Below are 13795 nucleotides of genomic sequence, written 5' to 3' on the forward strand. Positions count from 1 at the left end.
ATAGGGATATTGCACCCAGGCCTGTTCACGGTGATCGTTATCTTTTCGAGTCCTTGGTATACCAGGTGAATTTTGGGTCCCTGCCGCGGCGGAGTTCGGCCGGCCGGAATCAACTGGCCCCGGGAGCAGGTCGGTTGATCGTCCGTGTCGGCCGTGATCTCCGCCGCGCACCGCCGTCCGGGACCACCTGCCGCACCGGAACCGGAATCCCCGCCCGTGAGCCCGGGTCCGCACCGGGGCGGTGTCGCACGTGCCGTCCGCGGGCCGGTGGGGGAGGATGCGCGGGAACGATCAGCTCAAGTGGAGGTGCGGTCCCGTGGGGGATGACTGGCTGTCGCGGCGCGCACGGGCGGCGGAGCAGGCGGTACCGGGCGGATTCGACCTGTCGGAGTGCGTCCGCGAGCCGATCCATCTCCTGGGCGGTGTCCAGTCGTACGGCACCCTCCTCGCCGTCGACGCGGCGACCGGCCTGGTCGACACCGCGGCGGCGAACACGGGCCCGCTGCTCGGGGTGCCGGCCGAGGACCTCGTCGGCGGTCCTGTCACCCGGGTCGTGGAGCCCGACGACTGGAACGAGGCACTGGAGGCGACGAGCGGTGCCGACGCCCCCTCCGCGGCCCTGCCGGTGACGGCCGGCACGGGCTCGTCGCGCGGCACCTTCGACCTGTCCGTCCACCGCAGCGGCGAGCTGCTGGTGCTGGAGTTCGAGCCCCGCGACGAGCGGCAGGCGTTCCTCTTCTCCGGCTTCTACCAGGGCGTCCGCCGGGCGCTGGCCCGGCTGCGGTCGGCAACGACGGTCACGGACGGCTGTCGCACCGCCGTGAAGGAGATCCGGTCGCTGACGGGCTTCGACCGCGTGGTGGCCTACCGTTTCGACGGCCCGGACGGGCCCGGTGAGGTCGTGGCCGAGGAGGTCACGGACGCCTGGGAGCCGTGGCTCGGACTCTGGTTCCCGGCCACCGACATCCCCCCGCAGGCCCGTCGCCTCTACCAGGACAACTGGATCCGGGTCATCACCGACGTGGACGACCCGACCGTCCGCCTCCACCCCCAGGTCCGGCAGAGCACAGGACTGCCCCTGGACCTCTCGGGCGCCGCGCTGCGCACGGTCTCCGAGTTCCATCTGGAGTACCTGCGCAACATCCGGGTGCGCTCGTCCATGTCCGTGTCGGTCATGCGGGAAGGCAGGCTGTGGGGCCTCATCGCCTGCCACGGCGCCGACCCCAAGGTCCTGGCACCGGAGGTCCGCTCCGCCTGCGAACTGTTCGGCGCCGCCTTCTCCCTGCAACTGGCCGCGATCGAGGAGCGCGAGCGGGCCGACGGTTTCGCCCGCTCCGGGGCCCGCGCGGGCGCCGTCGCCGAACTTCTGGACGCCGATGTCGAAGCGTCACTGCTGCGCCACGAGGAGGCCTTCCGCGGACTGACGAACGCCGACGGGGTGGCTCTCGCCCGCTCCGGCCGGCTGGTCACCGCCGGACTGCCGCTGCCCGACCGGCTCGCTTCCGAACTGGGCCGTCGTGCCGCCCTGATGACGCCCGGCACGGTGTGGGCCACGGACCGGCTGCCGGAACTCCTCGCCGACACGGATACAGACACAGGCACAGACACAGACACAGGCACCGGCACCGACTCCGAGGCCGAGGCCGAGGCCGAGCGCGGGCCGATCGCCGAGCCGGACGGGGTCGCGGGCCTGCTGATGGTCGCCCTCGGCAGGTCGGGCGAGTTCCTCGCGTGGACCCGCGCGGAGCGGCCGATGCCCCGTGAATGGGCGGCCGACCCCGCGGCGCCGGTCCGTGTCGGTCCCCGCGGGGAGCGCCTCACGCCCCGGGGCTCGGGCGCGGTGTTCCGCTCCGTCATGCGCGGCCGTAGCCTGCCGTGGACCGCCCAGGACCAGTCGGCGGCACTGGAGATGTGGCGCCTGCTCACCGGCCTCGTCCTGCGCCACGCGAACGAACTGGGCCGTCTCAACGACGAACTCCGCATGATCAACGTGGACCTGGACTCCTTCGCCCACGCGGCGGCCCACGACCTCAAGGAACCGCTGCGCGGCATCTCGAACGCCGCCACCTTCACCCTGGAGGACGCGGCGGACGACCTCGACGCGACCAGTGTCCGGCGGCTGGAGACCATGCAGCGACTGGCCGGCCGCATGGACGAACTCCTGAACTCCCTGCTGCACTATGCCCGGTTGGGCCGTGGCGGCGTGCAACGCACCGACGTTCCGCTGGACGACGTGGTCGACGCCGCCCTGGAGGTGGCAGGACCGCGCCTCGCGGACGAACACGTCACGGTCGTACGCCCCGCCACCCTCGGCCGGGTCCGGGCCGATCCCGACCGGCTCTACGAGATCCTCGTCAACCTGCTGGTGAACGCGGCCAAGTACGCCGCCGACCGCCCCGACCGCACCGTCGAGATCGCCGTGGCGACCGTACCCACGCAGGACGGCGCGGGACGCGAACAGGCCGTCCTGGTACGGGACAACGGAATCGGCATCCCGCCCGGCCGGCAGAGCGAGGTCTTCGACCTGTTCCGACGGCTGCACGGACCGGCCGAGTACGGCGGCGGAACCGGCGTGGGGCTCGCCGTCGTGAAACGGATCGTCGAACGCCACGGCGGACGCCTGTGGCTGGAGAGCGAACCGGGGCGGGGAACGGCGTTCTACTTCACGCTCGGCGACCCGGGCCCGGCGGCGTCCGGCTCCGCCTGAGCCTTCGTCTGCTGCCAGTAGTCGATCGCCCCCTTGAGGACGGTGCGGAAGAGCGCGAAGTTCACCGGCTTGTAGATGTAGCTGTCGGCGCCCGCCGCGTAGCAGGCGTCGACCTCGGCGGGCGCCGTCGACGACGTGAACACGATCAGGGTGACCTCCGCGAGCTGCGGATGACTGCGGATCGTGCTGAGCACGGAATGCCCGCTCGGACCCGGCATGTTGAGGTCCAGCAGTACGAGGCCGGGCAGTTCGGCCGCGTCCAGGAGTCGTTCGGCGACTCCCTCGCCACGGTCGGTGAACTCCAGCCGCAGATCCGGATGCGTGCGGTTCAGCGCCCGCTCGATGGCCTCGGCGTCCTCGGCGGAGTCCTCCACCACGAGGATCCACTGGTTGTCGACCCGTCGGCCGTCCTCGTCCGCGTGCCCCATGGTCATTCCTTCACCTCGGCGATCAGTACGGCCGTGTCGTCGTCCCCGGTGGCGCGGAACTCCGAGGCCAGGGAGATCAACCGGTCGGACGCGGACGGTCCCCCGCCGCTGCTGCGCACCGCCGCGGCGAGCTGTTCCTCGAAGAAGGTGCCGTCCGCGCCGCGCGCTTCGAGGAGCCCGTCCGTGAACAGCACCAGGGACTCGCCCCGGCTCAGCCCCAGACGCAGGGGCTCGTACGTGGACCGGGCGAGCACACCGAGCAGGACGCCCCCCGCCGTGAGCTCCTCGACCACCTCGCCGTCGGCGCTGCGCACCAGCGGTCTCGGGTGTCCGGCATTGGCCAGTTCGACGTCCCAGCCGTCCGGCGCGGGGGTCAGCACCGCCACGAGCGCGGTGACGAACCGGGAGCTCCGCTCCGCGATGAGCGCACGGTTCAGCCGCGTCAGCGCCTGACCCGGCGGAGTCCCGTCCTCCAGGAGCGTGCGGAGGGTGTGCCGCGCCAGACCGGTCAGCGCCGCGGCCTCGGCCCCACGACCGCACACGTCCCCGATGATCAGGGCGAGCCGGCCGTCTCCGGTGACGACGGCGTCGTAGAAGTCGCCGCCGACCTCCAGGGACTCGTCGGCCACCTCGTACGCGCTGCTCAGGATCAGCCCCGGCACCTCGGGCAGGGCCCGGGGCAGCAGATGCCGCTGGAGGATCTCCACGTGGCGGCGCCGTTGCTCGTAGAGCGTGCTCGTGTCGATCGCCAGCGCCGCCCGGCCGGCGAGGTCGCCGAGCATGCGCAGGTTCTCGACGTCGTCGGATCCGTGGTGCAGGAAGGTCAGGGTGCCGAGGGCGCGCCCCCTGGCACGCAGCGGACTGATGCTCAGGACGCGGACAGCGGCGCCGTGCCCCTCGGAGCCGGGGCCGAACGGGCCGCCGGACAGATCCGCGCCGCGCAGCAGCGCGCCCTCGACCTGCTCCGAAGCGGCGCGCAGCGCCTTGCCGAGCCATGCGTCGTTCAGTGACACGTCCGCCAGCCACTCCTGGGCGGGTGCCGCCACATGGGCCCACGCCACCGGCGCGAGCCTGCCGTCCGCTCCGAAGAGATGGACGACGCAGCCCTCCGCCATCGCCGGGACGGCGAGACGCGCGACCCGGCGCAGCGTCTCCTCGACGTCCAGGCTGGAGTCCATCTGGAGCGACGCCTCGGCCAGGAAGGCGTCCTCGACCTGCCGGCGTTCATGAGCCCGGTGGACCAGCAGGCGATGGTTGCTCACCATCAGAATCTCCGCGACCTGTTCCAGGCGTGCCCGCAGAAGCGGGAGGTTCTCCGGAGGCGCGTCCAGGCCCACCCACAGCGCCGCCCGGTCGGCACCGAGCGGGAAGACGCACTCCAGGACCGTGACGGCGTCGCCGAACACGTTCCGGGAGTCGCCGGACCCGAGCACGGCGTCCAGTGTCGGAGCGCCGTGCTCGACGATCACGGGGCCCTCGACGGCGGCGGCACCGCGCCGCCGGAGCGTTTCGGAGACGGCCCAGCGCTCACCGGCCGCCGGTCGACGGGTGTCGGGCGCGGCCATGCCCGTCGTGAGCGTCCGGGTGTAGATCAGTCCCTCGGCGTTCCACCGCGCACCGGCCGCGACGACGGCGCCGGGCTGGGTCAGCAGGGCCCGGTACACCAGGTGGGCGAGATCGGTGACGTCCTGGACGCCGTTCGCCGCCATCCAGAGGCTGTGCAGCTCCCTGGGCCAGCCGTCGACGTCCGGGGAGCCGGTCGTCCCGGGTATGCCCTGCTCCGTCTGCTCGGGTTCTTCCGGCATGACCCGCTTCTTCCTCCGAGCCGCGTCGGGGGGCCTGGACACCCGCCCCGAACCCCATCAGTTGTCATGAGGAAACTACCTGAACCGGGAACCATGCGGCTTCCGACCTGTCGGGACCGCGACGCCCGGTTCCTGGTCCTCACTCCATCCTGAGGTGCGGCCGGGCTCCGTGCGAGCGGCACGGCTTCGAGACCGTGACGGCGGCCGTGCGAGCGGACACCCGCAGAAGCCCCTCAGCCCTCTGCCGCTGGGCTGTCTGTGGGGGAGTGCGCGCCACGCGGTCCGTGCGCTCCGGGAAGGTGCGACCCGGCTGTTAGCTTCATGATCGTCAGTGGCCGCCCGGTCCACGGGTGAGCCCGTGTCGGGCGAACGTGGAGGCTGCGGTGACGGAGACGAAGAGATCCCCCGAGGAACCGGCGGCCACCGCGCTCAGGCGTCGGAGTTTCCTCGCGTCCGCCGCTCTGGCGGCGACCGCGCCGGTGGCGGCGTCCACCGTCGCCCACGCCTCCGAGCGGTCGGCCCCGGGACGACTCCCCACCCCCGACCGCGGGCCGGCGGAGCGCCTGCTCGCCGTACCGCTGAAGAACCGTCGCGACGGCTGGCTCCAGGAGGCCCTGCAGATCGCCGTCGCGGTCGAGTTCTCGACCATCCCGCCCTATCTGTGCGCCTGGTGGTCCATCAACGACCGCAAGAGCGAGGTCGCCCAGCTGATCCGGCGCGTGGTGCTCGACGAGATGTTCCACCTCGGAGTCGTCTGCAACCTGCTCGTCGCGGTGGGCGGCCGACCGGACATCCACGCGGCGGCGCCCCTCTACCCCGGCCCGCTGCCGGGCGGAGTGCACCCCGGGCTCGACGTCTACCTCTCGGGACTGACCAAGCCGTTCGTGCACGACGTCATGATGGCCATCGAGGCTCCCGCCGCGCCGCTCACGGAGAGCGGCGACGACTCGCTCAGCATCGGCACCTTCTACGGGGAGCTGCTGAAGACGTTCCGGTCGGCGACGCCCGAGCTGTCCACGGCCCGGCAGTTGCAGCAGCGGGTCGGCGAGGACGACCTCAACCCTGTGAGGACGCTCGATGACGTCGAACACGCCATCGACATCATCCGTGAACAGGGCGAAGGCACCTCCAGCTCACCCGCGGACGCCCCTGGCGACGATCATGTGGCCCACTACTACGCGTTCGCCGAGATCTACCACGGCCGGCAGCTGCGCGAGGAGGACGACGGCTGGCGGTACAGCGGACCGGTCGTGCCCTTCCCCGACGCCCGGCCCATGGCCAGGGTGCCGGCCGGCGGCTGGGACAGTCCGCCCGACGATGCCGGGCGACTCATCGGCGCCTTCGACAGCGCGTACGCCGGTGTGCTGGATTCGCTCGACGCCGCGTGGGCCGACGGTGGCGCGAGCAGTCTGACCGCGGCGGTGCGGGCCATGGGCAGGCTGGAGTCTCCCGCCGTGGAGCTGATGGAGATGCGGATCCCCGGCTCCCAGGAGACGTACGGCCCGCAGTTCCGCCCGGTCTGACCGTTCGCCCCCCGACTCCCGCGCGGACTGCGGGGGAACGGCCAGGAGGCGGTGGTGGTCACTCCACCGGATTCTCGATCAGCGTGATCCGGTTGCCGTCGGGGTCGTGGAGCGCGGCGAATCGTACGGTCTGTGCTCCGGGCTGGACCGTCCCGGCCGTGAGACCGCGTGCCGCGAGGTCGGCGAGAGCCTGGTCGAGGTCGTCCACGTTCAGGTTGAGCAGCGTCGAACCGGCGTGTTCGGGGTCCTGGAACACCTGGATCCAGCCGGTGGAGGTGAGGTGCCAGTCCGCGAGCCCGGGCATGGGCCGCAGGTCGGCGGGCCGTCCCAGCAGCCGTTCGTACCAGGCCACCGCCCGCTCGATGTCACTCACCGGGGCGACCGCGAGAACGCGTGTGATGGTCATGGGGCAGATCTCTTCTCGCTGGGGGTGCAGTGTGTTCGGGACGCCCGGGTACCCAGGCCTCACGGCTTCTGTCCCCACGCCATCGCCATACCCGGTCCGAACTCGGCCAGGTCGGGGGATGCCAGGTAGGCGAGGGCCTCGTCGACGACGGCGGAGTCGACGAGGCCTGTCTCCACCAGGGCGGGCCGCATCCTGTTCCATGTCTCGGACCAGAAGCGGGCCAGGGGGCGGTCGGCGACCAGCGGCGGGCAGACGAGCTCTCCGGCGACCCGCCGGAGGCCCTCCTCGCGCAGGAAGTGCGGATAGGCGGGGACGGTGGACGTGTCGGTGCCGATGGTCGTCCTCAGCGCCTGCCACATGGCGTCCATGGTCCGGCGGTAGGCCGACCCCGGGTCCAGGACGTTCGGCATCTCCACGGCGTCGCCGAGCACGAGCCACCCGCCCGGGTTCAGCCACTCCGCGAGCCGAGCGATGAGCCGGCGGCGTTCGGGGAGGTGCATGAGCACGAACCGGGCGTGAATCAGGTCGAAGCCGCCCAGGTCCAGAGCCTCGTCCCGGAGATCCGCGGTGACCACCCGCAGGCGTGCGTCGGCCAGGGAGCCGAGGCCACTGGTGTCCCGGTCCAGGGCGACCACCTCGCCGGCGCCCGCCTCGTCCAGGAGCCACCGCAGGACGGTGCCGGTCCCGGCTCCCACCTCCAGGCAGCGTCCGCCCCGCGCCGTGCCCAGGGCGAGCAGCCGACGAACGGTGACCGGGTCGTACACGAGCGCGGCCGCGTCGATCCGTTCCGCTTCCTCGGGGTGCTCCGGTTCGAACAGGTCCTTGCCGTAGTCGCCCTCGGAGACCGGAGCGCCGCTCACGTCCCGAACTCCCCGCGCCGACCTCCCGTGGCCGCCCTGTCCGTCCATGCCATGAGAACTCCCTGAGCAGTGAAGATCCGCCGTCTCTCAGGGTGGCAGCAATCCGTTGGGGCCGCAGAGCGTCGGGAGGCGGTAACGCTCGGCCTCCGCCTCCGGTGTGAGCGCCGAAACCCGCCGGCACCGCTCCGATAACATCATCGGTCTCACGGTGATCGTCCTGATCGCCCGACCTTCACCAGAACACCTTGCGGTCTGGCCAGAAGGGTGAGCCCGGATGACCAGCACCCAACACATCGGCCAAAACAGTTGATATCAGGAACATCGCGAAAGCCCTCGCGAGCAAGCAGCAGCATCGTGTCCGCCGTACGGCGTCGGCCCCAGCCGGTTCTGTGGGCCGCGGCGGGCGTGGCGGTCCTGGGCTTCCTCATCGCGCTGGAGATCGTCGCGCGGCGGTACGGCGAGCCCGGGCCGATCACCAACCTGGGGCGGGAGTTCGTCCTCGCCCCGCACTCGGGACCGCTGCTGTACGCCGGCCTGGCGCTGATGATGGTGGTGCTCTCCTGGCGGGAACGGTTCGTCGCGGCCGGGGCGGCCATCGGTATCGACGTCGTCCTCACGCTGGTGCGCTGGGTGGTCGGCGCCGACCTGAACTTCGGCAGCGGTGCGCTGTGGGTGCTGCTGGGCTGCGCGGTCGTCGCGGTCGTACGCCGCACCGGCCGGGAACGTGCCCTGCTGCTGAAGGGCGTCGGGCTGGGCCTGCTCCTCGTGGGGGGCCACAAGACGGGTGACACCTGGCTGCTCATCACGTCGAAGACACGGCACGCGGTGCTCGATCCGTACGTGGCGACCGCCGATCACGCGCTGGGCAACCCCTCATGGCTGGTGGGCCGCCTGGTCGCGGCCACCGACCCGATCGGCACCCACGTCCTGAACGCGGTCTACGGTCAGCTTCCCCTGGCCGCGGCCCTCTTCGGGCTGTACCAGCTGCGCAACGTCGCCGCCGACCGCGGCTTCCCGGGCCATCACCTGGTGCGCACGTTCCTGGTCATCGGGCTGCTCGGCCCGGCCATCTACATGATCTTCCCGGTGGTCGGTCCGGTCTTCGCCTACAGCGCCGAGGGCGGGCCGTGGGCGGTGGCCGACCTGTGGCCGAACACGGCGCCGCCGCTCGGAGCGCTGCACGCGGTCCCGTTCGACGAGATCACCCCGCGCAACTGCATGCCCAGCCTGCACACGGCCTGGGCCACCACGCTCTTCATCCACTCGCGCAAGGCACCGCGCGTCATGCGCTGGGTGGGCGCCTTCTGGCTGGTCGCCACACTCACCGCCACGCTGGGATTCGGTTACCACTACGGCGCGGACCTCCTGGCCGGGGTGGTGTTCGCGCTCACCGTCGAGGCGGCGATGCGCTCCTTCGACCGTGGCTGGGAACGCGCCGGAGCCCAGTTCGTCACCTACGGGGCGATCGTGTTCACCGCGCTCCTCCTGTCGTACCGCTTCCTGCCACTGGACATGGCCCGGCACCCCTTCGTGTCCGGCCCCCTTCTCCTCCTGGCGACCGGCTCCGTGATCCACCTCTACGTCCGGATCACCGGCCTCTGGGACGCGACACCGGGCCCGAAGCCGGCCCTCGCGCAGCAGGTGGAACCGGAGCCCGCACTCCAGCAGGCGTAGTCCGCGCCGGTCAGGCAGGGAGGTCGGGCCGGTCCTCGTCGAGTTCGAACCACACGGTCTTGCCCTCAGGCTCCGGGCGGACGTTCCACTGGTGGGCCAGCAGATCGAGGAGGACCAGGCCGCGGCCCGAGGAGGAGAGCTCGCCGGGCGCGCGCCGGTGAGGGACGTCGTCGCTGCGGTCGGTGACCTCCACGCGCAGCCGGCGGTGCTCCGGCGAGCCACTGATCTCGGCCCGCAGGACGGCGGCCTGCTCGGTGTGGACCAGGACATTGCCGAGGAGCTCGGAGGTGAGCAGGACGGCCGTGTCGACCTGGTCGGGACTCGCCCAGTCGTGGAGCAGACCCTGGAGCTCCATCCGGGCTTCGGACAGGCCACGGGCCTGGTCCTGTTCGAGGGTGAGGAAGAGCCGGCGCTCGGGCGGGGCGACCCCCGGCTCGCCCGCGTCGCGGCGGAGCAGGAGCAGAGCGATGTCGTCCTCGGTGAGCGACGCGTGCTGCGGGTGATCTCCCGGTTCCTGGGGGGCGACGACCGCGTTCAGCAGACGGTCCGCCATGCCGTCGAGGTCCTCGGACGAACCGGGGGAGAGGGCGTTGCGTACCCGGAGCCAGCCCGAGTACATGTCGTGACCGCCGGTCTCGATCAGACCGTCGGTGCACAGCATGAGCACCTCGCCCTCGTTCAAAGTGAGGACGTTCACCGGATAGTCGTCCTCCCCGAGATTCAGCCCCAGGGGAAGCCCGCCGCCCAGGTGCTTGAGCAGGCAGGTTCCGTCCGGGAGCCGCAGGACGGGGTGCGGGTGCCCGGCGCGGGCGATGCGCAGGGTGCCGGTGGCCGGGTCCGCCTCCATGTAGATGCAGGTGGCGAAACGGTCCTCGTCCAGCGCCGCGAGGAACTGCGAGGCCCTCACCAGGACGGCGTCGGGCCCGTGCCCCTCGGCCGCGTAGGCGTGGATCGCCGTACGCAACTGGGACATCAGCCCCGCGGCGTGCACGTCGTGCCCCTGGACGTCACCGATCACCAGGCCCAGGCGCCCGTTGGGCAGGCTGAGGCTGTCGAACCAGTCACCGCCGACCATCAGACCGCCGCCGGTGGGGACGTACCGTGCGGCGACGGTGAGGCCGTCCACGCCGGGGCCGATACGGCTCATGCTGCTGCGCAGGCTCTGCGAGAGGGCCAGATCGGCCTCGTCGGTGTACGTGCGCTCGATGCTCTGGCCGAGCAGGCGGGCCACGGTGGCCAGCAGCGCGCGGGCCCCCTCGGTCATCTCCAGCGGGGCGCTGAACCCGGCCACCCAAACGCCGGTGACCTGTCCGTAGGTGGTCAGCGGCAGATAGGCCCAGGCCTCGTGGCCCTTCTGCTCGCAGGACTGTCCGACGGGGAACCGGGTCCGGTACTCGTCCGACGAGGAGAGGAAGACGGGCCGCCCCGTCCGGACGGCCTGCGCCGCCGGGTGATCGCTGCCAAGAGTGACCCGGAAGTCGTCGGCCCCGCAGTCGGTGAATCCGAGCTGCGCCACGCAGTGCAGCCGCTCGCGGTCCGACCGCAGGACCAACTGGCTGCGCAACGGCAGCGACGCGTCGGCCAGCCGGGGGACGAGGGCCAGCGTCTCGCGCAACGTCTCGGCCCGCGCGAGCGCGTGTCCCACCAGGAGATCGGCCTCACGGCCGCGCAGACGGTCCGACGGATCACCCGATCCGTCACCGACGGGGCCCGCCATCCGGTTGAGCGCCTCGACCTGGCGCACCTCGTCGTACTCCTCTGAGCCGCGCCGCTCCCGCCCTCCACCCACCTGCGCACTCCCGTCACTGCTCGGCGGTTTCCGTCCCCCCATGCTCCGTCGGGCCCGGGCGGGCCGCCTCCCCAGCGCGCCGATCGTCGACGACCGGTCCGGTGGTCCGCACGACCGGGTCCGGCGCCCCGCCACGGCGATCGCGGGCCCGGACCGGGGAATCCGGCTCTCCGGTGCCGGGCGTCCGTACTCGTTCGGCCCACTCGTTCGGCCCACCGGGCGCGCGGGCCTCGTGACCGGACGGCACGGTGGTGGTGCCGACGCGGAGCAGGGGTCGGCGGCGTCGTGGAGGCCGCCGGATCGTCCACCGCGCACGCGGCGACCGGCACTCGGGAGCGTTCATCAGGAGGTCTCGTGCACGACAAGCCGCTCCTCAAGAGTGTCGGTGAGCTTCTGCACCGGCGGCACGGCGTCTCGACGCGCGCCGCCAGGCCGACGCCGGACGGGTTCGTCCTGGACAACGCGAAGGTCGCCGCGTTCACCGTCGGCACGATCAGCACCGAGGACGAGGTGGCGCTCGCCGACGAGGTGGCCGAGCTGCTCCCGCACCACTGGGACATGCCCACCAAGTCGGTCGAGGCGCTGACCCCGCTCGTCGACCACCTCGGCGGCCAGCCGCAGCTGATGGCCTGGCTCGACCACCAGCCGGGCCTGCCCCGGTTGACGGCACGGATCTACGTCCTGCTGGGTCACCTCGACCAGTACAGCGAGGACAGCGCCGTCCTCGACGCGGTGCGACACGCCAGGTCCCAGAACCCCTATCCCACCGGGCTCCGCGGCTACCTGACCCCGGAGACCAACGACGAGACCCTCGGCGGTCTCGCGTTCCGGATCGAGGAACTCCTGGGTGACAACCGCCAGGAGGACGCCACCGCGCTCGCCCTGACGACCGCGGACTGGCTGCGCCGCGCCGCCCGGGACGCCGAGAACCCGAACGCCGACGTCCGCGAGATGGGCGAGCTGATGGGCCACCTGCACGACGACATCAGCGAGGCCGCACCGCGTTCGTAGCGCGGAAGCACGAGCAAGTACCAGTAAGCACGAGCAAGTACCGGTAAGCGCGGGCAAGCACTGGTAGGCACGAGGAAGCCCGAGTCCAGGGGCCCGTGTCCGTCCTCCGCATCCATCGACACCCTGTCGCGCGAAAAGGGTTACATCGCGCCCAAAGAGGGCGCCGATCGGTGACGAGAGGAACATCATGATCGTCAAGAAGCTGCACGAAGCGGGCGTCCAGAGCGAACACGCCTATGTGGCGGCCTTCGGCTCCATCGGCCTGTCGCTCGTCTCCTGGCTGGCGTCCAACAAGCAGGAGAACATCGAACGGGCCGACCGCTGGGGCATCTTCGTGGGGGAGTGGGCGCCGACCTTCTTCGCCCTCGGCCTGGCCCTGGCCAACTACGAGAAGGCGGACCTCTACGCGGCCGACGGCTGAGGCAGGGGCGCCGGACTCCCCGCCGGCGGCGAACGGTCGAGAAGTGACCGTGGACGACGGCTTTCGGGCAGGATGACCTCATGACAAAACTGTCCGCACGGTCGGTCGGTCGTGGCTCCTCCGGTTCGGTGCTGTCGTTGTGGTCGCAGGACTCCGTCCTGTCCATCGGCTCGGTTGGGTCGGTGCTGTCCGTGGGATCGGTCGGCTCGGCCCTGTCGGTGGGGTCGATCGGGAGCGCTCTGTCCTTCGGGTCGATCGGCTCGTCCCTGTCGCTGATCTCGGCGGGCTCGTGGCTCAGCACGGGCTCCGTCCTGTCCGCGCAGTCCCGCTGGTCGGTACTGTCCTGGCGCGCCTCCCACGGCTTCCTGGCCGCCGGCGCGGTGGGCGCGGCGGCGGGAGGCGTCGTGCTGGCGGCCCAGTTGCTGCGCACGGCCCGGGAGGACTGAACCGTCGGCCTCCTGACCTCACCGGTCAGGCCCGCGGCTCGCGTCGACCCACAGCACCGCCATGTCCAAGACATACGAGGCGCGATCGCTGACCAGCCGGGCGGTTGCCCGCGCGGTGTCGTCCGGGACCTGCCGCGCGGCTCAGCGGACTGGCCGGCTCGCCGTCGCGTCACCGTCCTCAGGCCGGCAGGTCCCTGCCGGGATCGATGACCCAGTGGTTGGACTGGATGACGCGCCCCGCGAACTCCACCTCGACCTGGGTGAGGAGCCGGAAACCGACGGAGCGGCAGACGCCGTTCGAGGCCGCGTTCCGGGTCGCCGGAAAGGCGTGCACCCTGCCCCAGCGGTCCTGGTCCCGTGCCTGCTCCAGGAGGACGCGGACGGCGCGCTTGCCCAGACCCCGTCCCTGGAACTCGGGCAGGACCATCCAGCCGATCTCGGAGATCGGCCCGTCCTCGCCGTCGTGCGACCAGAGGGCCACCGATCCCGCCACGACGCCGGGGTCGCCCGCGTCGGGAACGATCATCCTGATCCACTCCCGGTCGGCCGCGGCCTGTTCGGCGTCCCTGCGGACCTTGTCGGCCATGCCGTCCGCCGGGAGCGGTCCGCCGAGGTCGGTCATCATCGCGGGATCGCACCGCATCCGGACATACGCCTCGACGTCGTCCGGCGTGACGTTGCGCAGCTGCACCTGTTCCTCCTCGATCGCCTCCGGGAGACCCTGA

The 13795-nt window shown here is 71.7% G+C and carries 12 protein-coding genes; 6 read left to right on the forward strand and 6 right to left on the reverse strand.

Features of this window, described 5'->3' with window-relative positions:
• The first annotated feature begins 277 nt into the window (after positions 1-277).
• Complete coding sequence (locus OG406_RS37535; RefSeq protein WP_443067133.1) at positions 278-2707, forward strand: ATP-binding protein; 2430 nt, start codon at positions 278-280, stop codon at positions 2705-2707.
• Here the strand turns inward: OG406_RS37535 and OG406_RS37540 are convergent.
• Positions 2659-3135, reverse strand: coding sequence for a response regulator (locus OG406_RS37540; RefSeq protein ID WP_266610222.1), 477 nt, complete (start codon positions 3133-3135; stop codon positions 2659-2661). The genes OG406_RS37535 and OG406_RS37540 overlap by 49 nt on opposite strands.
• A gap of 2 nt (positions 3136-3137) precedes the next feature.
• Positions 3138-4940, reverse strand: a complete 1803-nt coding sequence (locus OG406_RS37545; protein ID WP_329190222.1) for a PP2C family protein-serine/threonine phosphatase — start codon at positions 4938-4940, stop codon at positions 3138-3140.
• A 383-nt stretch (positions 4941-5323) separates the two neighbouring features.
• On the opposite strand from OG406_RS37545, the gene OG406_RS37550 reads away from it, so the two are divergent.
• On the forward strand, positions 5324-6463 hold the full coding sequence (locus OG406_RS37550; protein ID WP_267051903.1) for a ferritin-like domain-containing protein: 1140 nt from the start codon (positions 5324-5326) through the stop codon (positions 6461-6463).
• A 58-nt stretch (positions 6464-6521) separates the two neighbouring features.
• Here the strand turns inward: OG406_RS37550 and OG406_RS37555 are convergent, their stop codons facing one another.
• A complete protein-coding gene (locus OG406_RS37555; protein WP_164369704.1) occupies positions 6522-6869 on the reverse strand; it encodes a VOC family protein in 348 nt (115 codons plus the stop codon).
• Between the two features lie 59 nt (positions 6870-6928).
• Positions 6929-7729, reverse strand: a complete 801-nt coding sequence (locus tag OG406_RS37560; RefSeq protein ID WP_329190225.1) for a methyltransferase — start codon at positions 7727-7729, stop codon at positions 6929-6931.
• Between the two features lie 354 nt (positions 7730-8083).
• Here OG406_RS37560 and OG406_RS37565 point away from each other — a divergent pair, with 354 nt between their 5' ends.
• Positions 8084-9403, forward strand: coding sequence for a phosphatase PAP2 family protein (locus tag OG406_RS37565; protein WP_329190227.1), 1320 nt, complete (start codon positions 8084-8086; stop codon positions 9401-9403).
• Positions 9404-9413: 10 nt separating this feature from the next.
• Here the strand turns inward: OG406_RS37565 and OG406_RS37570 are convergent, their stop codons facing one another.
• Entirely contained in the window at positions 9414-11192 is a 1779-nt protein-coding gene (locus tag OG406_RS37570; protein ID WP_267051907.1) for a SpoIIE family protein phosphatase, read from the reverse strand.
• A 354-nt stretch (positions 11193-11546) separates the two neighbouring features.
• Between OG406_RS37570 and OG406_RS37575 the strand changes: the two genes are divergently transcribed.
• From OG406_RS37575 to OG406_RS37585, 3 genes are all read left to right on the forward strand, one after another.
• Positions 11547-12203, forward strand: a complete 657-nt coding sequence (locus tag OG406_RS37575; RefSeq protein WP_267051908.1) for a hypothetical protein — start codon at positions 11547-11549, stop codon at positions 12201-12203.
• A gap of 187 nt (positions 12204-12390) precedes the next feature.
• The gene (locus tag OG406_RS37580; protein WP_164369709.1) at positions 12391-12624 is read left to right on the forward strand and encodes a hypothetical protein; all 234 of its coding nucleotides are present in this window, start codon (positions 12391-12393) and stop codon (positions 12622-12624) included.
• Positions 12625-12704: 80 nt separating this feature from the next.
• Positions 12705-13070 (forward strand): hypothetical protein, encoded by a 366-nt coding sequence (locus OG406_RS37585; protein ID WP_329190231.1) that lies wholly within the window; start codon positions 12705-12707, stop codon positions 13068-13070.
• 178 nt (positions 13071-13248) lie between these two features.
• On the opposite strand, the gene OG406_RS37590 is transcribed toward OG406_RS37585, so the two are convergent.
• Complete coding sequence (locus OG406_RS37590) at positions 13249-13761, reverse strand: GNAT family N-acetyltransferase (protein WP_267051910.1); 513 nt, start codon at positions 13759-13761, stop codon at positions 13249-13251.
• Positions 13762-13795: the final 34 nt, after the last annotated feature.

This window comes from Streptomyces sp. NBC_01428, from assembly GCF_036231965.1.
Classification (GTDB): Bacteria; Actinomycetota; Actinomycetes; order Streptomycetales; family Streptomycetaceae; genus Streptomyces.